This window comes from Geoalkalibacter sp. (genome assembly GCF_030604225.1).
Taxonomy (GTDB): Bacteria; Desulfobacterota; Desulfuromonadia; order Desulfuromonadales; family Geoalkalibacteraceae; genus Geoalkalibacter.
Genome location: NZ_JAUVWH010000030.1, coordinates 1 through 23,955, shown reverse-complemented (window position 1 = coordinate 23,955; position 23,955 = coordinate 1). Strand labels below are relative to the sequence as shown.

Annotated in this window: 21 protein-coding genes and 1 pseudogene; all 22 read left to right on the top strand. The window is 62.6% G+C overall.

Features of this window, described 5'->3' with window-relative positions; translation table 11 throughout:
* Positions 1-371, top strand: a pseudogene (locus QAT43_RS05315) (acyl CoA--acetate/3-ketoacid CoA transferase subunit beta); the annotation flags it as partial.
* 361 nt (positions 372-732) lie between these two features.
* The gene (gene dctP, locus QAT43_RS05310; protein ID WP_305042009.1) at positions 733-1,716 is read left to right on the top strand and encodes a TRAP transporter substrate-binding protein DctP; all 984 of its coding nucleotides are present in this window, start codon (positions 733-735) and stop codon (positions 1,714-1,716) included.
* The gene (locus QAT43_RS05305) at positions 1,713-2,237 is read left to right on the top strand and encodes a TRAP transporter small permease (RefSeq protein ID WP_305042008.1); all 525 of its coding nucleotides are present in this window, start codon (positions 1,713-1,715) and stop codon (positions 2,235-2,237) included. The genes dctP and QAT43_RS05305 overlap by 4 nt, the downstream gene beginning before the upstream one ends.
* Positions 2,238-2,252: 15 nt before the next feature.
* Complete coding sequence (locus tag QAT43_RS05300; protein WP_305042007.1) at positions 2,253-3,563, top strand: TRAP transporter large permease; 1,311 nt, start codon at positions 2,253-2,255, stop codon at positions 3,561-3,563.
* Positions 3,564-3,581: 18 nt separating this feature from the next.
* Positions 3,582-4,055 (top strand): universal stress protein, encoded by a 474-nt coding sequence (locus QAT43_RS05295; RefSeq protein ID WP_305042006.1) that lies wholly within the window; start codon positions 3,582-3,584, stop codon positions 4,053-4,055.
* A gap of 153 nt (positions 4,056-4,208) precedes the next feature.
* Entirely contained in the window at positions 4,209-6,050 is a 1,842-nt protein-coding gene (locus tag QAT43_RS05290) for a sigma-54 interaction domain-containing protein (protein WP_305042005.1), read from the top strand.
* Positions 6,028-6,720, top strand: coding sequence for a CoA transferase subunit A (locus QAT43_RS05285; protein WP_305042004.1), 693 nt, complete (start codon positions 6,028-6,030; stop codon positions 6,718-6,720). Before QAT43_RS05290 ends, QAT43_RS05285 begins: the two co-directional genes overlap by 23 nt.
* A gap of 14 nt (positions 6,721-6,734) precedes the next feature.
* Complete coding sequence (locus QAT43_RS05280; RefSeq protein WP_305042003.1) at positions 6,735-7,388, top strand: CoA transferase subunit B; 654 nt, start codon at positions 6,735-6,737, stop codon at positions 7,386-7,388.
* Between the two features lie 17 nt (positions 7,389-7,405).
* Positions 7,406-8,218: an enoyl-CoA hydratase-related protein gene (locus tag QAT43_RS05275; protein ID WP_305042002.1), complete on the top strand. Its 813-nt coding sequence runs from the start codon at positions 7,406-7,408 to the stop codon at positions 8,216-8,218.
* Positions 8,219-8,660: 442 nt separating this feature from the next.
* Complete coding sequence (locus tag QAT43_RS05270) at positions 8,661-9,371, top strand: IclR family transcriptional regulator (RefSeq protein WP_305042001.1); 711 nt, start codon at positions 8,661-8,663, stop codon at positions 9,369-9,371.
* Between the two features lie 180 nt (positions 9,372-9,551).
* Complete coding sequence (locus tag QAT43_RS05265; protein ID WP_305042000.1) at positions 9,552-10,763, top strand: hypothetical protein; 1,212 nt, start codon at positions 9,552-9,554, stop codon at positions 10,761-10,763.
* Between the two features lie 383 nt (positions 10,764-11,146).
* Positions 11,147-12,316 (top strand): isovaleryl-CoA dehydrogenase, encoded by a 1,170-nt coding sequence (locus tag QAT43_RS05260; RefSeq protein WP_305041999.1) that lies wholly within the window; start codon positions 11,147-11,149, stop codon positions 12,314-12,316.
* A gap of 67 nt (positions 12,317-12,383) precedes the next feature.
* Positions 12,384-13,991: a carboxyl transferase domain-containing protein gene (locus QAT43_RS05255; RefSeq protein ID WP_305041998.1), complete on the top strand. Its 1,608-nt coding sequence runs from the start codon at positions 12,384-12,386 to the stop codon at positions 13,989-13,991.
* Positions 13,992-13,995: 4 nt separating this feature from the next.
* Complete coding sequence (locus tag QAT43_RS05250; protein WP_305041997.1) at positions 13,996-14,790, top strand: enoyl-CoA hydratase/isomerase family protein; 795 nt, start codon at positions 13,996-13,998, stop codon at positions 14,788-14,790.
* Between the two features lie 2 nt (positions 14,791-14,792).
* A complete protein-coding gene (locus QAT43_RS05245) occupies positions 14,793-16,796 on the top strand; it encodes an acetyl-CoA carboxylase biotin carboxylase subunit (RefSeq protein WP_305041996.1) in 2,004 nt (667 codons plus the stop codon).
* 1 nt (position 16,797) lies between these two features.
* Positions 16,798-17,712, top strand: coding sequence for a hydroxymethylglutaryl-CoA lyase (locus QAT43_RS05240; protein WP_305041995.1), 915 nt, complete (start codon positions 16,798-16,800; stop codon positions 17,710-17,712).
* Between the two features lie 28 nt (positions 17,713-17,740).
* Positions 17,741-19,066: an acetyl-CoA hydrolase/transferase family protein gene (locus QAT43_RS05235; RefSeq protein WP_305041994.1), complete on the top strand. Its 1,326-nt coding sequence runs from the start codon at positions 17,741-17,743 to the stop codon at positions 19,064-19,066.
* A 102-nt stretch (positions 19,067-19,168) separates the two neighbouring features.
* Positions 19,169-19,741, top strand: coding sequence for a DUF6125 family protein (locus QAT43_RS05230; protein ID WP_305041993.1), 573 nt, complete (start codon positions 19,169-19,171; stop codon positions 19,739-19,741).
* Positions 19,742-19,840: 99 nt separating this feature from the next.
* Positions 19,841-21,184, top strand: a complete 1,344-nt coding sequence (locus QAT43_RS05225) for an MFS transporter (RefSeq protein ID WP_305041992.1) — start codon at positions 19,841-19,843, stop codon at positions 21,182-21,184.
* A gap of 119 nt (positions 21,185-21,303) precedes the next feature.
* Positions 21,304-23,055, top strand: coding sequence for a hypothetical protein (locus QAT43_RS05220; RefSeq protein ID WP_305041991.1), 1,752 nt, complete (start codon positions 21,304-21,306; stop codon positions 23,053-23,055).
* A gap of 245 nt (positions 23,056-23,300) precedes the next feature.
* On the top strand, positions 23,301-23,567 hold the full coding sequence (locus tag QAT43_RS05215) for a cupin domain-containing protein (RefSeq protein ID WP_305041990.1): 267 nt from the start codon (positions 23,301-23,303) through the stop codon (positions 23,565-23,567).
* Positions 23,568-23,651: 84 nt separating this feature from the next.
* Positions 23,652-23,955: CrcB family protein (locus QAT43_RS05210; protein WP_305041989.1), on the top strand; the 304-nt coding region annotated here is incomplete at its 3' end.

Genomic DNA, 23,955 nt, shown 5'->3' with positions numbered 1-23,955 from the left:
TCATGGTCCACGAAAAACGCCGCTTCACCGAAAACGTCAGCTACATCACCAGTCCCGGCTGGCGCGTGAAGAAATGGCCGGAGGGGCACTGGGTCCATCGCCGCGAACTCTACGGCGCGGCCTATCGCGGCGGCCCCACGGCGGTCATCAGCACCCTGGGGGTGTTTCGTTTCGACGAGGAGACGGGACGCATCTACCTCGACACCTGCCATCCAGGAACGACGGTTGAGCAGATCAAGGAACAGTGCCAGTTCGACCTAGATGTCTCGCGGGTCAGCGGCGAAACCGCGCCGCCGACGGTGGAGGAGCTGCACCTGATCCACGACGTGCTCGACCCCGAACAGATCTTCATTCCCCGCGTAAGGAAATAGCCGGGGGTGTGCCCCTGTCTACGAATGGAGACCTGTAAATAAAGGTGACAGACGTTTTTGTAAATAAATAGAACAATGTTCCTTTGCTGGTCCGTTTGGCGAAGGGTTTGCTCCTCGATAGTGACGATCAGAGGTGCATGAAAGGTCGGGAACCTGATCTATGTTGTTGATTTTTGGCTTTTTGTCCGTTGTTTGACGCACTGTGCGAAAAAGGCAAAAAATTTTTCCTTTTTTAAATTTATAGAACAATGTTTGGTTTTTTATTTGCATTGTTTGTTGGTCAAGCGGTTAGGCCCCTTCCGCCGGACGGGTCCGGGGGAGGGATTTGGATGTCACTTCAACCAAGAACGGAGACAAAGAGATGAAAAAAGGCATGTTGCGGGGATTGATTCTGACGTCGTTGCTGCTCCTGGGTTTTTCGTCCCAAGCATTCTCGGCCCAATTTAAGCTGCTGTCGGCCTGGGCGCCGAATTACATCTTTAACGTCGGCGTGCTGAACAACTTTGAAAAGAATCTGACGGAAGTTTCCGGCGGGAAAATGAAGTTTTCCGTGTTTGGTCCCGACGTGGTCCCCACCTTCGAGCAGTTCCAGCCGATTCAGTCCGGCGTCTTTGACCTGGCCTACACCTATTCGGCCTACCACAGCGGCACGACTCCCATCGCCATCGGCATGGACGCGACGCCGGCCGATCCGGCCAAGCGCCGGGAAGCCGGCCTGTTCGATTTCGTCGACCAGGAATACAACAAGCTCGGCGTCAAGCTGGTCTCCTTTCCGCCGTTGACGCCCTATCATTTCGTGACCCGCAACGCCTTGAACGGCAATAAGCCGAGTCTGCAGGGCATGAAGCTGCGCAGCATTCCCAGTCTGCAGAGCCTGATCATGAAGCTGGGCGGCTCACCGGTGACCATGGCGGGCGGCGAGATCTACACCTCCCTGCAGCGTGGCGTCATCGACGGCGCGCCCTGGACGCAGGTCGGCGTCAAGGACTTCAAACTCAACGAGGTCGCCAACTACATGGTTACGCCCCAGTTCGGCTACGTCTCCACCATGATCCTCATGAACCTGAAAAAATACAACGCCCTGACCCCCGAGCAGAAGCAGTGGATCGACGAGGCCGGCAGAAAAACCGAATTGGACAGCCTGGCCTTCTTTAAGGAGTCCATCGAGGAAGAAATCGCGGAACTGAAGAAACTGGGCATGAAAGTGACCGAAATGCATCCCGAGGATGCGGCGATGATCGAGAAGTACTGGAACGACGGTCTTTGGGAAATGGCCAAGGCGAGCACCGGCGCCACCGGCCAGCAGTTCCATGACCTGGCACTCGAAAAAGGCATGACCAAATGACGGACCAAGGCGGCAAAAGTGCCGGGCCGGCCATCCTGAAAGGGATGGCCGGCATCCTGGACCAGGTGACAAAGGCAAGCAGCGTGGTGAGCGGAATGGCCCTGGCCGCGATTCTCGTCCTGACTCTCAAGGAAGTGGCCATGCGGTATTTCTTCAACGCGCCGACGACCTGGGCCAATGACGTCAATCAATGGTTCTTCGCTCTGGCGGTCATGCTTGTCGTGCCGGAGATCGCGCGAACCAACGGACATATCGCGATTTCGGTGCTGGTGGACCGGCTGCCGCACAAAAAGAAGAATATCGCCTGTCGGGGCATCGCCCTGTTGAGTTTTGTGCTGTGCCTGGCCGCCGCTTACATCTCCGGCATGGAAACCTTGCGGCAATACAGTTCGGGAATCACCACCATGTGGGTCAGCCCCATTCCGAAGTGGTGGATTTCATCGGTTATCCCCTTTGGCTTTTTTCTCAGTGCCTTGCAGTTCTTGCGGCTGGGGATCCTGCCCAACCAGGAACCCAATTAATCGGAGGCTTGACCTATGGATTGGGGCGTCACGCTGACATTAGCCATTCTCATGCTGCTGTTCCTGTTCGCGACGGGAATGCCGATTTTCATCGCATTTCTGGTGGTTAATGTGGGTGGCGTGTTCATGCTGTTCGGATCCAGCGGATTCGGCATGTTTTCCAACAGCCTCTACAACACCGTGACGCAGGAAACCCTGATGGCGATTCCCCTGTTTGTCCTCATGGGGGAGATCTTGTTTCGCTCGAACGCGGTTGAGATTCTTATCGACGCCATCGACAAAATGGTCGGCAATATTCGGGCGCGCCATTATGTCCTGGTCACGGCGCTCTCCACGGTGTTCGGCGCGTTGAGCGGCTCGGCGGTGGCGGTGGCGGCCATGCTGGGCCGCTCGGTGCTGCCGACCATGGAGCAGCGCGGCTACAACAAGCGGCTTTCCGTCAGTTCGGTGATCGGCGGCGCGAGTCTGGCGCCGATCATTCCGCCGAGCCTGCTGGTCATCATGGTCGGTTCCATGGTCGACGTGTCCATCGCCAAGCTGCTCATCGCCGGCATTCTGCCCGGTATTCTGCTGGCCGTGATGATGGTCGTTTACACCTATGTTCGCGTCCTGCGGGATCCGAGCCTCGAACCACCCCGGGATGAAGTCGCCAGGCCGCGCGTCAGCGGCAAGGAATTGGTCCAGGCCCTGGTGCAGACCCTGCCGTTTCTGATCGTCATTTTTTCGGTCATGGGGCTGATCATGCTCGGCGTGGCCACCCCCAATGAATCGGCGGCAACGGGGGTGCTTGGAGCGCTGGTGGCGGCGGCGATTTTCCGCAAGCTCTCTTTTAAGATGTTTTTCCAGTCCCTCCTCGGCACCTGCGCCATCAGCGCCATGATTCTCATCATCATTGCGTGTTCGATGTTCTTCGGGCAGTTGCTCTCCTTCACCGGCGCCACGACGGGATTGGTCACCCTGGCCTCGGAATTGGGGCTGCCCACGCTGCCGACGTTCTTCATCCTGATGTTCATTCCGTTCATTCTCTGCATGTTCATCGACCTGTTCGCGGTCATGCTCATCGCCATTCCGATCTATGAACCGCTGCTCAAGGTCTATGGCTTTGATCCGGTCTGGTTCTGGATGCTGTTTCTCATCAACATGACCTTGGGAAGCATGACGCCGCCCTTCGGCTATACCATCTTCGCCCTGAAGGGCGCGGCTCCTGATTTCTCAATGGAAGATGTCTACGGCGGCGCCTGGCCGATGGTGGGTCTGTTTGTGCTTGGAATGGCCATCATGTATGCCGTTCCATCGATTGTGACTTTTCTTCCCTCGTTTTTCTAACAGAGTCCAGGGGGCGGCATGATACCAAAAGTCAAAAAAATACTTTATGCGACGGATTTATCCGACAATGCCAGGCATGCCTTTGGTTATGCCTTAAGCATCGCGATCGGCGTTGAAGCAAAAATTTCCATCATCAATGTTTATGAAAAATTTACACACAATGTCAACATCGAGATGAGATCCCAGGATTTTGCCACGGCAAAAAAAAGGCTGACGGAAAAAATAAAAAACAAGCTTGATCTGTACGCGAAGAATGAAGGTTATGAAGAGTGTCTTTATCAAAAATTGATAGAAAATATTTATGTCGCCGCCGGAAACCCGGTTGAGGAAATCATCGACCATGCGCACAACGGCGGTTACGATCTGATTGTCATGGGAACCCATGGTCACGGCTTTTTGTACAGCACCCTGATCGGCAGCACGGCGAAAAAAATGATCAAGGAGAGCGATGTCCCCGTTCTGGTGGTGCGCCTGCCGGAAAAACCTGGCTAGTGTCACTGTACACCTCGCGCGGCGGGGGGGCGGCGGTTGAGCATCGCGGCAAATGTTTGAGCCGCAGGCGAGTTTTTGCCGCCTGCGATGCCGCCGCCCCCCGCCGGGCACGCAGCACAGTCACGGATTGCGAACCTAACCCGAGGAGTCGCCGTGGGTCTTGCCGAAATCATCGAACGCACCGAATTCGAGCCGGTTTTTTACGAAAAACAGGGGGACTGCTGGATTGCCTTTCTCGACCGCGATCTGAAGATCATCTCCAGCAACGAAGGCTGGCGGACGCTGTTCGGCGATGCGGTTCAAGGGGTGCGCGGCCGGCGCTTGGGCGATGTCGTCAACCTGGCGCCGCTGACTTCGCTGATCGTCAGCGGTTTCTGCTTTCGTTCGGAGCCCGTCCGCATCCTGGGGAAAAAGGTGCTGTGCAGCTATGTGCCGATCCTGGAGGGGCAGCGGGCCACGGGCGGGTTTCTTTCCGTCGCCGAGGCGCCGGACGACGCGGGCGACGAACTCTGGGATTCGCCCGGCAATCTGGCGCGCTCCCTGGGGCCGCTCATCGACATCATCCAGGACGGCCTGATCGTGGTCAACCGCGCCGGGATCATCACCCTGGTCAACCAGCACTTCGCCGATGCGGTGGGCACCCGCGCCCAGGACATGATCGGCAAGCACATCACCAAGGCGTATTCCAACTCGCGCGTCTCGCGCCTGCCCGTGGTCATGGAGACCGGCAAGGCCGAGATCGGCTGGCCGCACCTGATCAACGGCAAGGACGTGGTGGCCTGTCGCTATCCCCTGATTCGCGACGGCAAGGTGATCGGGGCGCTAGGCCGCATCATGTATCGCGACGTGCGCGAGGTGACCCTGCTGGCCAACCAGATCAGCTCCCTGATGGTCAAGAACGAACAGAAACCGGCCGCGGCCATCTCCAAGCACTGCGATTTCAATTACGACGTCAACAGCATCATCGGCCACGGCAAGGTCATGGCGGAGATCAAGGAGAACCTGCTGCGCATCGCCGACCGCGGTTCGAACGTGCTGATCATCGGCGAAAGCGGCACCGGCAAGGAGCTCTTCGCCCACTCCATCCATGCCGCCAGCCGCCGGCGCTACGGACCCTTCATCAAGGTCAACTGCGCCGCCATCCCCGAGCATTTGCTCGAATCGGAACTGTTCGGCTACGTCGAGGGCGCCTTTACCGGGGCCAAGCGCGGGGGACAGCTCGGCAAGTTCGAACTGGCGCACACCGGCACCCTGTTTCTCGATGAAATCGGCGACATGCCCCTGACCATGCAGGCCAAGCTCCTGCGGGTGCTGCAGGAGAAGGAAATCACCCCTTTGGGCAGCGACACCACGAAAAAGTTCGATGTGCGGGTGGTGGCCGCCACCAATTCGGACCTGGAAAAACTCGTCGAGGCCGGACGCTTCCGCAGGGATCTCTACTTTCGGCTAAACATCGTGACCCTGCTGATCCCGCCCTTGCGCGAGCGGGCCGAGGATCTTTTCTACATCGTCAAGCACTTCGTCGACCGGTTCAACGACGAGTTCGGCCTGCGCATTCAGGGTCTCGACCCCGAAGCCTGGGATGCCCTCAAGGGCTATGCCTTCCCCGGCAACCTGCGGGAGTTGCGCAACGTCATCGAAAGCGCCTTCAACGTGGTGGTCGGCCCGTACATCAAGCGCGAGCATCTGCCCGAATATTTGTCCCTTACGAGCGGTGCGGCGCGTGGACTCAAGGTCGGCGGGCAGCCCGAGGCCGGCTACCGGGAACAGATCGGTCGGCGTCCCCTGCAGGAGATCATGGACGCGGTGGAAAAAAACCTCATCGAGCAGGCCATCGCCCAGGCCGGGGGCAACAAACTGCATGCCGCCACCCTGCTGGGGATTTCCCGCCCGGGGCTCTACAAGAAGATTCAGAAATACCGTATTCAGCCCTTCGTGCCCGCGCGGCAGGAGGCAATCAAGGAGGATGTCCATGAAAGTTCAAACCAGCATTGATCAGGCCCTGGCCGGTATCGAGGACGGCGCGACCCTCATGGTCGGCGGCTTCGGCCTGGTCGGCATTCCCGAAAAGCTCATCGCCGGGCTGCTCCGCAAGGGCGTGCGCAACCTGACGGTGATTTCCAACAACTGCGGGGTGGATGATTTCGGCCTCGGCATTCTGCTGAAAAACCGCCAGATCCGCAAAATGGTTTCGTCCTACGTGGGGGAGAACAAGGAGTTCGAGCGGCAGTTTCTGGCGGGCGAACTTGAGGTGGAGCTGGTGCCCCAGGGCACCCTGGCCGAACGCATCCGCGCCGGCGGCGCGGGCATCCCCGCTTTCTACACCCCCGCCGGGGTGGGCACGCCGGTGGCCGAGGGCAAGGAGGTGCGGCGCTTCGGCGACAAGGAGTATCTGCTGGAGACGGCCCTGGTTGCCGATTTTGCTTTGGTCAAGGCGTGGAAGGGCGATGCGGCGGGCAATCTCATCTACAACAAGACCTCGCGCAACTTCAATCCGATGATGGCCGCCGCCGCGCGGGTCACGGTGGCCGAGGTGGAGGAACTGCTGCCGGCGGGGGCCCTGGATCCCAACAGCATCCACACCCCGGGCGTCTATGTGCAGCGCATCCTCGCTTGCACCGACTACGAAAAACGCATCGAACGCCGCACCCTGCGCGCGGCCTGAAAGGAGAAGGGCACATGGCTTTGTCCAGAGAACAGATCGCCCGGCGGGCGGCCCAGGAAATCGAGGATGGCTTCTACGTCAACCTGGGGATCGGCATTCCCACCCTGGTGGCCAACTATATCGGCGACAAACAGGTGTTTCTCCAGTCGGAAAACGGTTTGCTCGGCATCGGGCCCTATCCCGCGGAGCATGAAGTCGACCCGGAACTGATCAACGCCGGCAAGGAAACCATCACCATGCTGCCCGGCGCCTGCCTGTTTTCCAGCGCCGAGTCCTTCGCCATGATTCGCGGCGGGCATATCGACGTCGCCATTCTCGGCGCCATGGAGGTCTCCCAGTCCGGCGACCTGGCCAACTGGATGATTCCGGGCAAGATGGTCAAGGGCATGGGCGGCGCCATGGATCTGGTGCACGGCGCCCGCAAGATCGTCGTCATCATGGAGCATTGCAACAAGAGCGGCGAGTCCAAAATCCTCAAGCAGTGCACCCTGCCCCTGACCGGCAAGGGCGTGGTGCATCGCATCATCACCGATCTGGCGGTCATGGACGTGGGGCCGCGCGGTCTGATTCTGCGGGAGTTGGCGCCCGGCGTGAGCGTGGAGGAGGTGCTGGCCGCGACCCAGGCCGACCTGGAGGTGCCCGAGGCGCTCACGCAGGTGGCGGTCTGAGATCGGTGGGGGTGGAGATGCGTTTGCCGCAATTGATTGATTCGTCGCTGGAGATCGTCGAGGGGGTCGCGGTGCTGACCTTGCGTCGCGACGACGTGCGCAACGCCCTGACGGGGACGGCCCTGGTCGAGGATGTGATCGCGGCCGTCGACTGGGCGAACCGCTCTCCCCAGGTGTCGGTGCTGGTCCTGACGGGGGAGGGCGCGGCCTTCTCCTCCGGGGGCAACGTCAAGGACATGCAAGAGCGCAGCGGCATGTTCGCCGGCGACGTGCTCGCCATTCAGGATAATTACCGGCGCGGCATTCAGCGGCTGCCCCTGGCGCTGCACGAGGCCGAGGTACCGATCATCGCCGCCGTCAACGGACCCGCCATCGGCGCGGGCATGGATCTCGCCTGCATGTGCGACCTGCGCCTGGGGTCGTGTCGCGCCTTGTTCGGCGAAACCTTCGTCAATCTGGGCATCGTCTCCGGTGACGGCGGCGCCTGGTTTCTGCAGCGGCTCATCGGCTACCAGAAGGCCGCCGAGCTCTGCCTGACCGGGCGCACCGTCGACGCGGCGGAAGCCCTGACTCTGGGTCTTTTGCTCGAGGTGACGGAGCCCGAGGACCTTCTGCGCCGTGCGCTGGAACTCGCGGCCCGCATCGCGGCCAAGCCGCGGCCGGCGGTGCGTCTGACCAAGCGCCTGCTCAAGCTCGCCCAGCATCAGGAGTTGGCCGACTTCCTCAAGATCTGCGCCTGCTTTCAAAGCATGGCGCACCATAGCCAGGAGCATCTGGAGGCCGTGACCGCCTTTCTGGAAGGCCAGGCCAAGCGCCGTGCGGCTCCCTGAGGTCCGGGAGTCGCACTTTCTTGCAAACATTGTTATAAATTGTCTCGATTTTCCTTTCTTCCGTCTTCCCTCCGCATTTTTCCTCCCTGCGTCAGTTCCTTTTAAAAATTTTGGAAAGCATAAGGATTTCAATGGAATGACGATTGCGTATGGCCTGCTCGCGCTCGACGCCAGTGTTAACTTGAGTATTGGACTGTAAATTTTCGTGAATTCTTTTCAAGTGCTTGAAAATAAATAAAAAATAGCAGTTTTGTTTGGATTTCTGTAAACCCTTGGAGACAAGTCTTCCCTGTTGGGTGTTCTCACCAAAATATGATGGCGAGACAAAAATTTGAATAAAAACAAGAGCTTGAATTTTTTTTCAATATTATTTCTCGGCTTTTCCGAACGCGGAACCGTTTTTGCTAAAACAATGTTTGAAACATAGGGTCGGAGGTGGGTTTTGGCCAGAGAGAAAGCATCTTATTCCATACAGTCCGTCGAGCTGGCCCTGAGTCTTTTGGAGATTCTCGGCGAGGAGGGTGACGAGTTGCGCATCGCCCGCCTGAGCGAACGTCTGGATCTTGATCGGGGGCGCGTCTTTCGCCTGCTGGCGACCTTTGAGCAGCGCGGCTACGTCGAGCGCATCGGCACGTCCGGGCGCTATCGGCTGGGGTTGCCGGTTTTTGAAATGGGCCAGCGCCTCCTACAGCGCATGAGCCTGCTGCGCAAGGCCAAACCCGTCATGGAGCAGCTTGCGCGCCAGTGCGACGAGGCGGTTTATCTCGCCATTCCCCACGGCGCCGAGATTCTCCTGCTCGATATGGTCGATACCACCCAGAAAGTGGGCACGGTGTCCCTGGTCGGGCAGCGTTATCCCCTTGCCGTTACGGCGGCGGGTCGGGTGGTGCTCGATGGCAGGGCTTTTGGCGGCTCCATGGTGCAGCGATGCGCGGGGGCGGGGCGCGAGGCGCGCGATCTTGGCGCTCTCGGCGAGGGGATTGCTTCCCTGGCGGTGCCGCTCTTCGGCGAGGAGGGCGAGGTGCAGGCCAGTCTCTGTCTGGTCGGCCCGGAGTTTCGCTTCGACGAACAGCGCCTGAGTCTGGACTTGCTGCCCTTGCTGCAGGAGGCGGCCATCGTTATTTCATCGCGCCTGGGGTACCTCCGTCATTGATGTCGCCGGCCTCAGGCATGCGCCGGGGCGCCGGGCCGTTTTTCCGCATTTAACCAGGGGTCGGGCGGTTTGTTCCGGCCGTGATTTTCGGGATGGAGGTGACGCATTTCAAGATTCGGACGCAGGTATTGGATTGAACAGCCAGATCAACATCACATCACACGCAGGAGGATGCAGAACATGAGGAATGTTTTCGGATTGGTTGCCGCGGTCATGCTGGTTGCTTTCACTCAGGGACAGGCCCAGGCCGAGCCGGTGGAGAGCAAGTTCAAACTGTCTCTTGGCGGCTACGTCAAGCTTGACTATGTGCATCAGGACACCAAGCTGGGCCAGCCCTTGTCCATGGTGATCCCCGCCGACGGCACCACCGCCTCGAAACAGGATGAGTCCATTTTCACCGCACGGCAGACCCGCTTCTCCCTGCGCTCGACGGGGCCGGAAGTCAACGGCGCCAAGACCAGCGCCTTCATCGAGGGCGATTTCTACGGGGGCGGCGGCACCAACGAAGCCGGCAACCTGCGCATGCGCCACGCCTGGCTCGCCCTGTCCTGGGAAAACACCCAGGCCCTGTTCGGCCAGTTCTGGGACATCTTCGCTCCGGCCGTGGCTTCGACCGTGGACTTCCGCTCGGGCCAGTTCACCGGCAACCCCAACAACCCCCGCGTCGCCCAAGCGCGCATCACCCACAATTTCCGTCTCAATGACGACAACGGCATCCGCGTCATCGCCGGTTTGCAGAATCCCTCGCAGAACCTGATCGGTGCAGAATACAGCGGCTCCATGGTCAACGTGGCCGCCCAGGCGATGCTGGTGAGCAAGTCCCTCGGCACCTCGCCCGGCTATTGGGGCCTGGGCATGAACCCCCTGACCCTCGGTTTCTTCGGCCTCTATGGGCAATCGGATGTCGATGAGACGGCGGGGAGCAGCGATCTCGATGTGTACGGCTACGGCGCCTACGCCTTCGTGCCGGTGCTCAAATCCAGCGACGGCAAGAGCCGTGTCATGACCCTGTCCCTCGAAACCCAGGCCTATGTCGCCGCCGGCCTGAGCCAGATTGCCGCCACCGCTGCGCAGACCGTCGGCCCCGCTGGCAGTCGCGACGCCGCCAAGGGTTACGGCGCCTTCGGCCAACTGATCTTCTATCCTACCCAGGATCTGGGCTTCGCCGCCGGCTACGGGCGTCGCAACATCATGGACAGCAAGGATTACACGGGGGCGGCCGAAAAATATAACGAAATGTATTTCGGCAATGTCTCCTATGACTGGGGCCATTTCCGCGTCGCCGCCGAGTATCAGCGGTTGAAGACCCAGTATCTTGCCGTTCCCACAGGCGCCACGGGCGATTCCGGCACGGCCAACGTCATCCGTCTCGCCGCCACCTATTTCTTCTAAAACCCAGAGCGCGCAACGCGCTTGACCCTTACAACGCTGGCCTCCTGAATTGGAACCCTAATCGGCCGGGCATGTGCCCGGCCATTTTTTTGTGCTGGGATGTCTACGTTCGGAGACTGTCTACAAAAATATAATTTCGTTTTAAAGCGTTAAACAGGGCCTTTTCCCCTGGTTTTCCTGGCGGCGCCGTCGTTGCTCTGTTTTAGGACGTTTACAGTCGGTTTCATCGGTTTTCCGCGTCTGGTGGTTTGTGTCGGCAAAAAAACTGTTCAAAAACAATTATTTATTGATGTTTTTCGGTGTTTTTAAAATATAGAACACTGTTTGGCATCTGCGTTGCTATAAAGAAGGGTAAATCCCAACTTTCCCGAGGAGGAACTGCCATGAGCGCTTATCCCATCCTGAATTTCAACCTGGGCGAAACCGCCGACCTGCTGCGCGAAACGGTGCGCAATTTCGCCGAGGCGGAGCTGGCCCCGCGTGCCGCCGATATCGATCGCGACAACCTGTTTCCCGCCGACATGTGGAAGAAGATGGGTGACCTGGGCCTGCTCGGCATCACCATCTCGGAAGAGTACGGCGGCGCCGCCATGGGCTATCTGGAACATGTCATCGCCATGGAGGAGCTCAGCCGCGCCTCGGCCTCCGTCGCCCTGAGCTATGGCGCCCATTCCAACCTCTGCGTGAACCAGATCTACCGCAACGGCAACGCCGCCCAGAAAGCCAAGTTCCTGCCCAAGCTCATCAGCGGCGATTTCGTCGGCGCCCTGGCCATGAGCGAGCCGGGTGCGGGTTCGGATGTGGTGAGCATGAAGCTGCGCGCCGACAAGAAGGGCGATCGCTACATTCTCAACGGCAACAAGATGTGGATCACCAACGGCCCCGACGCCGACGTGCTGGTGGTCTATGCCAAGACTGACGTCGACGCCGGGCCGCGCGGCATCACCGCGTTTCTCATCGAGAAGGGCTTCAAGGGCTTTTCCACGGCGCAGAAGCTCGACAAGCTGGGCATGCGCGGCTCCAACACCTGCGAGCTGGTGTTCGAGAACTGCGAGGTGCCCGAGGAAAGCGTGCTCGGTCAGGTGGGCAAGGGCGTCAACGTACTCATGAGCGGCCTGGATTACGAGCGCGCGGTGCTGGCCGGCGGTCCCCTGGGGATCATGCAGGCGTGCATGGACGTGGTGGTGCCCTATGTCCACGAGCGTAAGCAGTTCGGCCAGCCCATCGGCACCTTCCAGCTGATGCAGGGCAAGATCGCCGACATGTACACCACCATGAACGCCTGCCGCGCCTACGTCTACGCCGTGGCTCAGTCCTGCGACCGCGGCGAGACGACGCGCAAGGACGCCGCAGGCGCCATTCTCTATGCCGCGGAAAAGGCGACCTGGATGGCTCTGGAAGCCATTCAGACCCTGGGCGGCAACGGCTACATCAACGAATATCCGACGGGCCGCTATCTGCGCGACGCCAAGCTCTACGAAATCGGCGCGGGCACCAGTGAGATCCGCCGCATGCTCATCGGCCGCGAGCTGTTCAACGAAACGGCCGCCTGAGCCGCTCGGCGCACCGTGATTTCTCGACTCTCAAGACATTTTGCCTGAACAAAGGGTTAGGACAGCCATGGCCATACTCAAGAGCAACCTCAATCCGGATTCGCCGGAATTTTCCAAGAATGCCGAGGTGATGCGCGCCCAGGTCGAGGATCTGCGCGCCAAGACGGCGCGGATCCGGCTGGGCGGCGGCGAGCAGGCGCGCGCCAAGCACGAGGCGCGCGGCAAGCTGCTGCCCCGCGAGCGGGTGCGGCGACTTCTGGATGTCTGCTCCCCCTTTCTCGAGCTGTCCCAGTTCGCCGCCTGGGGCATGTACGGCGATGAAGTGCCGGCCGCCGGCCTCATCACGGGCATCGGCCGGGTCAGCGGGCGCGAGTGCATGATCGTGGCCAACGATGCCACGGTCAAGGGCGGCACCTACTATCCCATCACCGTCAAGAAACATCTGCGCGCCCAGGAAATCGCCGAGCGGCATCATCTGCCCTGTGTCTACCTGGTCGATTCGGGCGGCGCCTTTCTGCCCCTGCAGGACGAGGTCTTTCCCGACCGCGACCATTTCGGGCGCATCTTCTACAACCAGGCCAACCTTTCGGCCAAGGGCATCCCTCAGATCGCCGTGGTCATGGGTTCGTGCACGGCAGGAGGCGCCTACGTGCCCGCCATGGCCGACGAGAGCATCATCGTGCGCAATCAGGGCACCATCTTTCTCGGCGGACCGCCCCTGGTCAAGGCCGCGACGGGTGAGGTGGTGAGCGCCGAGGATCTGGGCGGCGCCGATGTTCACTGCCGCACCTCGGGCGTCACCGACCATTACGCCGCCGACGACGCCCACGCCCTGGGGCTGGCGCGGCGCGTGGTGGCGGGCCTCAACCGAGTCAAGCAGCCGTATCTCGCCCTGCGCGAAGCGCGGGAGCCCCTCTACGATGCCGAGGAGCTCAACGGCATCATCCCCGTCGACACGCGCAAGCCCTTCGACGTGCGCGAGGTCATCGCCCGCGTCGTCGACGGTTCGGAATTCGACGAATTCAAGAAGCTCTACGGCGAAACCCTGGTGTGCGGCTTCGCCCACATCTTCGGCTATCCGGTGGGCATCGTCGCCAACAACGGCATCCTGTTCTCCGAATCGGCCCTCAAGGGGGCGCATTTCATCGAGCTGTGCAGCCAGCGCGGCATCCCCCTGGTGTTTCTGCAGAACATCACCGGTTTCATGGTGGGCAGCAAGTACGAGCAGGGGGGGATCGCCAAGGACGGCGCGAAGATGGTCACCGCCGTGGCCTGCGCCAAGGTGCCCAAGTTCACCGTGCTCATCGGCGGCAGCTTCGGCGCGGGCAACTACGGCATGTGCGGGCGCGCCTACAGCCCGGATCTGCTGTTCATGTGGCCCAACGCGCGCATCTCGGTGATGGGCGGCGAGCAGGCGGCGAGCGTGCTGGCGCAGGTGCGCCGCGACGGCATCGAAGCCAAGGGCGGCAACTGGAGCGCCGAGGACGAAGAGGCCTTCAAGGCGCCCATCCGCGCCCAGTACGAGGACCAGGGTCATCCCTACTACGCCAGCGCCCGGCTGTGGGATGACGGCATCATCGCCCCCGCCGACACCCGCATGGTGCTGGGCCTCGGGATTTCCGCAGCCCTCAATGCCCCGCCGCAGAAGACCGAATTCGGCGTCTTCAGGATGTGAAGCCATGAACCCTTCCTTGATTCATACCCAAGTCGATGCCCAGGGCCGGGCGCTGGTGACCCTGAACCGTCCCGAGGTGCACAACGCTTTCGACGATACCCTGATCAGCGCTCTGACGGTCGAATTGCGGCGCTTGGAGGCCGATTCCGCCGTGCGGGTGGTGACGCTCACCGGCGCCGGCAAGAGTTTCTCCGCCGGGGCCGACCTCGGCTGGATGCGGCGCATGGCCGATTATTCCCCTGCCGAAAACCTTGCCGACGCCCAGGCCCTGGCGGAACTCATGCGCACCCTCGACCGCCTCGCCAAACCGACCATCGCCCTGGTGCAGGGGCCGGTCTACGGCGGCGGGGTCGGCCTGGTGGCCTGTTGCGACATTGCCCTGGCCTCGCCCCGTGCCGCTTTCTGCCTGTCCGAAGTGAAGCTGGGCCTGATTCCGGCGGTGATATCACCCTATGTGGTGGCGGCCATGGGGGCGCGCGCGGCGCGGCGCCATTTCCTCACCGCCGAGCGGTTTTCGGCGGAGGAAGCCCTGCGCCTCGGTCTGGTTCATGAGCTGGTGGCGGAGGGTGAGCTGGCCGCCCGCGGCGCGGCCCTGGCCGAGCAACTGCTGCAAAACGGCCCGCGCGCCCTGGTCGCCGCCAAGGATTTGGTGGCGCTGGTGGCGGGGCGGGCCATCGACACCGCGCTGATCGCCGAAACGGCGGAGCGGATCTGTGCCGCGCGGGCCTCGGCCGAGGGCAAGGAGGGTCTTGGCGCCTTTCTCGAAAAACGTCAGCCCCAATGGGCGAAAGGATCCTAGTCATGTTCGAAAAGATACTGATTGCCAATCGCGGCGAGATCGCCTGCCGCATCATCCGCACGGCCAAGCGGCTGGGCATCGCCACGGTGGCCGTGTATTCGGACGCCGATGCCTCGGCGCGCCATGTGGCCCTGGCCGACGAGGCCTATCGCCTCGGGCCGGCGCCGGCCCGAGAGAGCTATCTGCGCGCCGAGCTGATTCTTGAGGTCGCGCGGCGCAGCGGCGCCCAGGCGGTGCATCCGGGCTACGGCTTTCTCTCGGAGAACGCCGATTTCGCCGAAGCCTGCGCCCAGGCGGGGATCACCTTCATCGGTCCGCCGGTGGCGGCGATTGCCGCCATGGGCTCGAAGAGCGCGGCGAAGAAGATCATGGAGCAGGCCGGCGTGCCCCTGGTACCCGGTTATCACGGCGATGACCAGGATCCCGCCTTTTTGTCGGGGCAGGCCGAGAAGATCGGCTTTCCCCTGCTCATCAAGGCCAGCGCCGGGGGCGGCGGCAAGGGCATGCGCGTGGTGCGGAGCCTGGACGAGTTTCCCGCCGCCCTGGCCGGGGCCAAGCGCGAAGCGGCCAATGCCTTCGGTGACGAGCGGGTGCTGCTGGAACGCTACTTGACCAAGCCGCGCCATGTGGAGATCCAGGTGTTCGGCGACACCCAGGGCAATCTGCTGCACCTCTTCGAGCGTGATTGTTCCATCCAGCGCCGCCATCAGAAGGTTCTCGAGGAAGCGCCGGCGCCCGGCATGCATCCGGCCCTGCGCGAGAAAATGGGCCAGGCCGCCGTCGCCGCTGCCCGCGCCATCGGCTACACGGGGGCCGGTACGGTGGAATTTCTCCTCGATGAGGACGGCTCCTTCTATTTCATGGAAATGAACACCCGTTTGCAGGTCGAGCATCCCGTGACGGAGATGATCACGGGCGTGGATCTCGTCGAGTGGCAGCTGCGCGTCGCGGCGGGTGAGGCCCTGCCCTGTCGTCAGTCGGATCTGGCCATCAGCGGCCACGCCGTCGAGGCGCGGCTTTACGCCGAGGATCCGGCCCGGGATTTTCTGCCTTCCATCGGTTTGCTGCGTCATTTGCGCAGCCCTCGCGAAAGCGTCCATGTGCGCATCGATACCGGCGTGCGGCAGGGCGACGAGGTGTCCATGCACTACGACCCGATGATCGCCAAGCTCATCGTCTGGGACACGGATCGCGCCGCCGCCCTGCGCCGCCTGCGCCAAGCCCTGGCCGACTATCAGGTGGTGGGGGTGACGACCAATCTCGCCTTTCTCGGGGCGGTGGCCGCCCATCCGGCCTTTGTCGAGGGGGATCTGGACACGGGATTCATAGAGCGCCATCGCGCCACGCTGTTTCCCGAAGCCCGCCCGGCTCCCGATCAGGTGCTGGCCCTGGCCTGCCTCGACGTGCTGTTGCGGCGCGCCGCCGATGCCCGGACCGCGGCGCGCGCTTGCGCCGACGCTTATTCGCCCTGGCATAGCGCGGACGGCTGGCGGCTCAACGGCGACAACCATCATGAATTGAGGTTTGTCGACGGCGAGGCGACGGTGAGCGTCGTCGCCCATTACCGCCCCCGGGGTTATCTGCTTGATCTGCCCGGCGGGCCGCTGTCGGTGCGCGGCGAGATCACCGCCGCGGGCGACCTGTTGGCCGATCTGGACGGCAAGCGGGTGCGCGCCACCGTGGTGCGTCACGGGTTGGAGTTGACCATCCTCGAGCCGGGCGCCGCGCACCGTCTGGCGCTCATCGATCCCTTCGCCCATGCCGGAGAGCAGGAAGAACAGGGCGGCACCCTGACCGCGCCCATGCCGGGCAAGGTGATCGCGGTGCTGGTCGAGTCGGGCGCGCAGGTGAAAAAAGGCACGCCCCTGATGATTCTCGAAGCGATGAAAATGGAGCACACCATCAACGCCCCCGCCGACGGGCGTATCGCCGATCTGCTCTTTTCCGTCGGCGCCCTGGTTTCCGAGGGGGCCCAACTGCTGGCCTTCGAGACCGAGGAGGCCTGAGATGCGCTTGCCGAACCGGGTCAGAATGGTCGAGGTCGGGCCGCGCGACGGCTTGCAGAACGAGCCGCGAACCGTGCCCACGCCAGTCAAGGTCGCGCTGATCGAACGCCTGGCCGAAGCCGGTCTGTCGGTCGTGGAAGCGACCAGCTTCGTTTCGCCGCGCTGGGTGCCGCAGATGGCCGACCAAGTGGACGTGATGGCGATGATCACGCGCCGGGCAGGGGTGTCCTATCCGGTGCTGGTGCCCAACCTAAAGGGGCTGGAGGCGGCCCTGGCGGCGGGCGCCGAGGAGATCGCGGTGTTCGGCGCGGCTTCGGAGACCTTTTCGCAAAAAAACATCAACTGCTCCATCGCCGAGAGCCTCGCGCGCTTTGCCGAAGTCATCGCCCAGGCAAGGCGCCGCGGGTTGAACGTGCGCGGCTATGTGTCCTGCGTGCTGGGCTGCCCCTACGAGGGCGAAATCGCGCCCCGGCAGGTCGCCGCCGTGGCCCGGCGGCTCTTCGACTTGGGCTGCTACGAAATCTCCCTCGGCGACACCATCGGCATCGGCACGCCGGCCAAGGCGCAGCGCATGGTGGACGCCGTGGCCGCGCAGGTGCCCGTCGAGCGGCTCGCCGTGCATTTTCACGACACCTACGGCCAGGCCCTCGCCAACATCCTCGCGGTTCTGGAGCGCGGCATCGGCGTGGTGGACAGCGCGATCAGCGGGCTGGGAGGCTGTCCCTACGCGCAAGGAGCCTCGGGCAACGTCGCCAGCGAGGATCTGCTCTACATGCTTGAAGGCCTGGGCATCGAAACCGGGGTCGACCTATCGGCCCTGGTCGCGGCCGGCCGCTACATCTGCGAATTTCTGGGGCGTCCCTCGGGCTCGAAAGTCACGCGCGCCCTGGGCGAGGCCCCAAGGACGAACTGTTAACCATCCAGCCGGAAAGAGAGGTCCAGTCATGCAGAATATCGCCGTCAATCTTGAGCGCCTGATCCCCGACTACAGCAGCCAGTATCAGCAGAAACTCCGCACCCCGGCGCAAGCGGCCGCCGCCGTCAAGTCCGGCGACCATCTGTGCTTTCCCATCTGCGCCGGCGAGCCGACCCTGCTGGTTTCGGCCCTGGCCGAGCGCATGCACGAACTCGAGGGGGTGGTGGTCAACCAGCAGCATCATCTCAATCCCGCCTATTTCAAGCCCGAGGCGCGGCCCCACATCCGCGTCAATTCCTGGTTCACCAGCGGCGTGTCGCGCAAGGCGGTGCAGGCGGGCTGGGCCGACTTCGTGCCCAACTACTTCCACGAGGTGCCCAAGCTGCTACGCGAGTACTGGCCCGTCGACGTGGCGGGGACCGTCGTCTCGCCCATGGACGAGCACGGCTACTTCACCTGCTCTTTGTCCGTCGCCTACACCATGGAAGCCATCAAGAAGGCGAAAAAGGTCATCGTCCAGGTCAACCCTCACGCGCCGCGCACCCACGGCAACTGTCACATCCACATTTCCCAGGTGGATCACGTCATCGAGTGCGCCGACCCCCTGGTGGAACTGGCGATTCCGCCCGTCTCGGAGATCGAGGAGGCCATCGGCGGCTACATCGCCGAACTGATCGAGGACGGCTCGACCCTGCAACTGGGCATCGGCGGCATTCCCAACGCGGTGTGCAAGGCGCTGCTGCGCAAGAAGGATCTGGGCATCCACACGGAAATGATCACCGACGGCATGGTTGATCTCATGGCGAGCGGCGCGGTGAACAACTCGCGAAAGACCATCCATCGCGGCAAGACCATCGGCACCTTCGCCCTGGGCACGCGGCGCCTCTACGAGTTCATGAACGAAAATCCCATGATCGAGATGCATCCCGTCGATTACACCAACGATCCCTACGTCATCGGCCAGAACGACAGGCTGGTGTCCATCAACGCCACCATCGAAGTCGACCTGCTCGGCCAGTGCGCCTCGGAAAGCATCGGCGCCATGCACTGGAGCGGCACCGGCGGCCAGGCCGATTTCGTGCGCGGCGCCAATATCTCCAAGGGCGGCAAGAGCTTCATCACCCTGGCCTCGACGGCCAAGGGCGGGACGATCTCGAAGATCGTGCCGACCCTACAGGCCGGCGCCGCCGTGACCACCAACAAGAACGACGTGGATCACGTCGTCACCGAATTCGGCGTGGCGAAACTGCGCGGCAAGACCGCCCGTGACCGGGCCCTGGCGCTGATCGAGATCGCCCATCCCGATTTCCGCGAGCAGTTGCGGGCGGAGGCGCGCAAGATGAATCGCATCTAGACCTGATGGCTTGGGACCCCGGAGCAGGCGGGGCCTGAGACCCGCCCGGGCAGGGGCGCTCGGCTCCTGCCCGGGGCCTTTTACTTACTCAAGGAGGATGCCGTGACTGGGAATTCAAGTGCGTGTCAGGCTGTCGAGAACAAGGAAGTCGCCCTCGATGAGGGCATCAAGCTGCTCTACAACCTGGACAAGGAGGAGTTGATCAAAATCATCATCGACGATGCCAAGAACTGGCTGGCCCACGACGGCCTCTGGTTTCAGGCCATCGAGGCGACCCACGGCATGGAAGCCGCCATGGATGCCGACCGCGAGGCCTGGCGGCGTTTCACGGTCATCGAGGCGCAGCGCATCATGGCGCGGCTCGGCATCGCCCAGGGTTGCGGCATCCCGGCGCTGGTCGAGTGTCTCAAGCATCGCCTCTACGCGCGCTTGAATCTTCAGGAAACCGTCGAGGTGTCGGAGAAGCGCGCGGTGTTCCGCATGGTGGATTGCCGCGTGCAGTCGGCGCGCAAGCGCAAGAACCTGCCCGATTTCCCTTGTAAATCCATCGGCATCGTCGAATATTCCGAGTTCGCGCGCATGGTCGATCCGCGCATCAGCACCCGCTGCATCGCCTGTCCGCCCGACGAGCATCCCGACAGTTATTGGTGCGCCTGGGAGTTCACCCTGAGCTGATCGCACCCGGCGGCGCTTTTGGTCCAAGTCGGGCAGGTCGGTGGCTTATCCGCCACCGGCCTGCCTTTGCTGATTCGATCGGATATCCGGAGGCCGGCCATGCACATTCAGACCCAAACCCTGCCCGCCTTTTCTCCGACGCGCTTTCTGGTGGCCCGCTGGGGAATCTTCGCCATCCTGATTCTTGCCTACATGCTGGTGTTTTTTCATCGCATGGCGCCCGCCGTGGTCGCCGGCGATCTCATGCGCACCTTCGGCACCACCGGGGCCGCCCTGGGGTCGCTGGCCGCCATGTATTTCTACATCTACACCCTCATGCAGATTCCCGCCGGGGTGCTGGCCGACACCCTGGGGGCGCGTGCCTCGGTGGCCATGGGCAACCTGGTGGCCGGTTCGGGCTCCATCCTGTTCGGCATGGCCGATACCTTCTGGGAGGCTTCCGCCGGCCGCGCCCTGGTGGGGCTGGGCGTCTCGGTGGTGTTCGTCGCCCTGTTCAAGAGCAACAGCGTTTGGTTCAGCGAACGCCGCTACGGCATGGTCAGCGGCCTGGCCCTGCTGTTCGGCAATCTGGGCGCCATCGCCTCGGCCGGGCCCCTGGCCCTGGTGCTCGAGGTCCATTCCTGGCGCTCGGTGTTTGTCGCCCTCGGCGTCGTGACGCTGGTTCTGGCGGCCCTGACCCTGCTGCTGGTGCGCAACCGCCCCGAGGATCTGGGCTTTCCCTCGGTGCGCGAGATGGAGGGCCGGCCGAGCCATCCGCCGCGCCGCGGTCACTGGCTCAAGGATCTGCGCGTGGTGTTCGAGACGCGCGCCATCTGGCCGGTCTTCTGGGTGGGCATGGGCATGGTCGGCGGCATGCTGGCCTTCATCGGCCTGTGGGCGATTCCTTATCTGCGCGACGTCCACGACTTGGATCGTACCGCCGCGGCGACCTACACATCCCTGACCCTGGCGGGGTTTGCCGTCGGCTCCATGCTGGCCGGGTGGATTTCGGACCGCATCGGGCGCCGCAAGCCCATCATTCTGGCCGGAACCCTGGGCTATGCGCTGATCTGCCTGACCTTGCTGCTGGTGTCCTGGCAGACGACCCTGGTGGGCATGACGGTGTTTTTCCTCATCGGATTTTTCTCGGGCGGTTTCATCGTGACCTTTGCCAATGCCAAGGAAAATCTCTCGCCCAATCTGGCGGGCATGGCCATTGGGTTGGTCAATACGGGTCTTTTTCTGGGCGCGGCGATCATGCAGCCCCTGTTTGGCTGGGTCATGGATCTGGGTTGGGCGGGAACCCTCGTGGAGGGGGTGCGCGTCTATGCCGCCGCCGACTACCGGCTCGGGTTTTCCCTGATGTTCGGTTTCGCGCTGCTGGCGGTCGTCGGCGCGTCGCGGGTGCATGAAACCCATTGCCAAGGCTCCTTACCTGTTGCGGAAACGAATCGCGGCGATTGAACGATCGCGGAATTTTCTCCACCCCCTTCGCTGCCGTGCTTTTTTGCTAAGCTTTGAAGGTGTCCATGACTCAGGGAGGTTCCGCCGCCATGATCCTGTCCGCGCCCAGACCGTTTTGGATGGCCGTTCTCATTCTGATCTGCGCCCTGGTTTTCGGCGCACCGCAGGTCCGGGCGGCATCGTCCTGTGGGCAGGGAGAGGCGGCCTGGGTGTGGACCGCGCCCCTAAAGCCGCGTCCCGGGGTGCCCCTGGACATTCTGGCCGTGGCCGTGGATGAGGATCTGACGGCGCTGTGGGTGACCGATCCGGAAGGTCGTCGCACGCCCTTGCCGATGGTGCGGGGCGGAGGTCCGCCCTGGAGCCTGCGGGGCATTCTGGAAGCACCTGCCCAAGGTCGTTACCGCGTCGAGGCGCAACGGGCAGGGCAGGTCGCGGCCTGTGTCGAGGTCGCGGTGGGAGGTGGCAGCGGCGAGCGGGGAGCCGGAAAATGGGATCTGGCCAATCAGGCGCTCTACGCGGCCTGGATCGAGCATCTGTTCGACGCTCCGCCCGAGGCGTCGCTGAATTTTGCCTCCCTGGAGCCGGTGCTGCGCGATGCGCGCCGCAATTTTCTGCACAACTATCTCGGCCAGGGCGATGACCGCCAGGTTTTCGCCACCCCCGACTGCGCCGACCTGCCTTATATCCTGCGCGCCTATTTCGCCTGGAAACGGGGCCTGCCCGTCGCCTATCGCTCCTGTACCCGGGGCAGCGCAACCAGTCCGCCGCGCTGCGAGCCGGCGGAGATCGAAACCACCTTCACCCAGGGCGCCGCGAGCGCCGAGGTGTTTCGCCAGGTCAGCCGCCGCATCATGGACCGGGTCCATTCGGGCAGCGGCCGCACCGCCCTGGGCGACGACGCCTCTGATTTCTACCCCGTGGCCCTGAAGCGCGCCGCCCTGTGGCCCGGCACCCTGTTCGCCGATCCCTACGGTCACACCCTGATCCTCGTCAAATGGATTGCCCAGACCCAGGACCAGCCCGGTCTGCTCCTCGCGGTGGATGCCCAGCCCGACAACTCCGTGACGCGCAAGCGTTTCTGGGAGGGAACCTTTCTGTTTGCCGCCACGCCGAGCGCGGGCCCCGGCTTCAAGGCGTACCGCGCCCCCCTGCCGGACAAACAAGGTTGGCGGCAGCCGCTCAATCGCGACCTCGACGGCCGTTTCGGTCTGCCGGCTTATTCCATGGAGCAGGCGGAGCTTAGGCCCGAGGATTTCTACGCGCGCCTCGAAGGACTCGTCAACCCCCAGGGCCTCGACCCCCAGGCGGCTTACGAAGCAACCCTGGCTGCGCTGATGGAGCAGCTTGAAACCCGGGTGCGCTCCGTCGACAACGGCGAAGCCTACATGCGTGCCCATCCCGGCACCGTCGTGCCCATGCCGCGCGGCCCCGCCATTTTTGAAACTCTCGGTCCCTGGGAGGATTATTCCACGCCGTCGCGCGACATGCGCCTGCTCATCGCCATGAAGGTGCTCGACGACCTGCCCGCGCGCATGCGCCGCCATCCCGAACTCTACAGGTTTGACGGCGAGGATCCACGGTCGGCCGCGGCGCGCATCGAGGAATTGCACGCGCAGCGCCTGCAGGAGCGCTTCATCACCTACACCCGCAGCGACGGCAGTTCCTGGCGGCTGAGCCTGGAGGATATTTACGCGCGCCGCGCGGCCCTCGAAATCGCCTACAATCCCAACGATTGCGTGGAGCGCCGCTGGGGGGCTGCCCCCGGCACGCCGGATTTCGCCACCTGCAAGCGGCGGGCTCCCGCCGAGCAGCAGGCGCGCATGGAAGAGTACCGGCCCTGGTTTCGTGAAACCCGCAGGCCACCACGTTAAAATTTTTGCGACGCTTCGGTTTGTTCGAGGATTTGCAGGGAAAAGGCGGGAAAAAAAAATCCCCGTTCGCGGAGGGGGTGCGAACGGGGGAACAGCCGCCTCTCGGCGACCTTTGAATGGCAATACTTCTAACAGACCAAAAGCACTTCGTCAAATGGTTTTTTGTGAGTTTTTATTTGCCTGAGGCCCTAATGATCACGAACAATCTTTTTCACGCCATTCCATCCTCGTTGCCCGAGGAGCTTGTGCAAACGCTGACCGGCAATGGACTGGTGCGCATCGAGCGCATCGTCTCGCGCGGCCACGCATCGCCCGAGGGCTTCTGGTACGATCAGGCGCAGAACGAATTCGTGCTGCTGGCACAGGGCGAGGCCGAACTGGAACTGCAAGATCCCGCCGAGCGTATCCGCCTGGCTCCCGGCGACTGGCTGATCATCCCCGCCCACCGCAAGCACCGCGTCGCCTGGACCAATGACCGGCAGGACAGTGTCTGGCTGGCGGTTTTTTATTGACCCTGAACCAATCTCCCCTAGAATCAGTCAGCGGTTTTTTCCCGGACATGACGGCATTACCCAAAATTGGGCCTGCAACGCGTTATGAGCACTTACCTGATGAATCTGGCGGCGGCGGTCATCGGCAGCGCCCTGGGCGGCACGGCGCGCTACTGGGTGTCGGGGGTGACTCATCGTTGGCTGGGTGAGCGCTTTCCCTGGGGGACCCTCGCGGTCAATGTGTCGGGGTCGGTTCTGGTCGGCATCCTCGCCGCCTTGGCTGGCGGAAGCTCTTTGTTTTCTTCCAGCGTTACGGCGCAAAAGCTTTTGATCGTGGGTGTTTGCGGCAGTTACACGACGGTGTCGTCCTTCGCCCTGCAAACCCTGGCCCTGGCCCGCGATGGTCAGT

Coding starts and splice junctions, on each gene's coding strand:
- dctP (WP_305042009.1), top strand. CDS start 733: ATGAAAAAAGGCATGTTGCGGGGATTGATTCTGACGTCGTTGCTGCTC.
- QAT43_RS05305 (WP_305042008.1), top strand. CDS start 1,713: ATGACGGACCAAGGCGGCAAAAGTGCCGGGCCGGCCATCCTGAAAGGG.
- QAT43_RS05300 (WP_305042007.1), top strand. CDS start 2,253: ATGGATTGGGGCGTCACGCTGACATTAGCCATTCTCATGCTGCTGTTC.
- QAT43_RS05295 (WP_305042006.1), top strand. CDS start 3,582: ATGATACCAAAAGTCAAAAAAATACTTTATGCGACGGATTTATCCGAC.
- QAT43_RS05285 (WP_305042004.1), top strand. CDS start 6,028: ATGAAAGTTCAAACCAGCATTGATCAGGCCCTGGCCGGTATCGAGGAC.
- QAT43_RS05280 (WP_305042003.1), top strand. CDS start 6,735: ATGGCTTTGTCCAGAGAACAGATCGCCCGGCGGGCGGCCCAGGAAATC.
- QAT43_RS05275 (WP_305042002.1), top strand. CDS start 7,406: ATGCGTTTGCCGCAATTGATTGATTCGTCGCTGGAGATCGTCGAGGGG.
- QAT43_RS05265 (WP_305042000.1), top strand. CDS start 9,552: ATGAGGAATGTTTTCGGATTGGTTGCCGCGGTCATGCTGGTTGCTTTC.
- QAT43_RS05260 (WP_305041999.1), top strand. CDS start 11,147: ATGAGCGCTTATCCCATCCTGAATTTCAACCTGGGCGAAACCGCCGAC.
- QAT43_RS05255 (WP_305041998.1), top strand. CDS start 12,384: ATGGCCATACTCAAGAGCAACCTCAATCCGGATTCGCCGGAATTTTCC.
- QAT43_RS05250 (WP_305041997.1), top strand. CDS start 13,996: ATGAACCCTTCCTTGATTCATACCCAAGTCGATGCCCAGGGCCGGGCG.
- QAT43_RS05245 (WP_305041996.1), top strand. CDS start 14,793: ATGTTCGAAAAGATACTGATTGCCAATCGCGGCGAGATCGCCTGCCGC.
- QAT43_RS05240 (WP_305041995.1), top strand. CDS start 16,798: ATGCGCTTGCCGAACCGGGTCAGAATGGTCGAGGTCGGGCCGCGCGAC.
- QAT43_RS05235 (WP_305041994.1), top strand. CDS start 17,741: ATGCAGAATATCGCCGTCAATCTTGAGCGCCTGATCCCCGACTACAGC.
- QAT43_RS05225 (WP_305041992.1), top strand. CDS start 19,841: ATGCACATTCAGACCCAAACCCTGCCCGCCTTTTCTCCGACGCGCTTT.
- QAT43_RS05220 (WP_305041991.1), top strand. CDS start 21,304: ATGGCCGTTCTCATTCTGATCTGCGCCCTGGTTTTCGGCGCACCGCAG.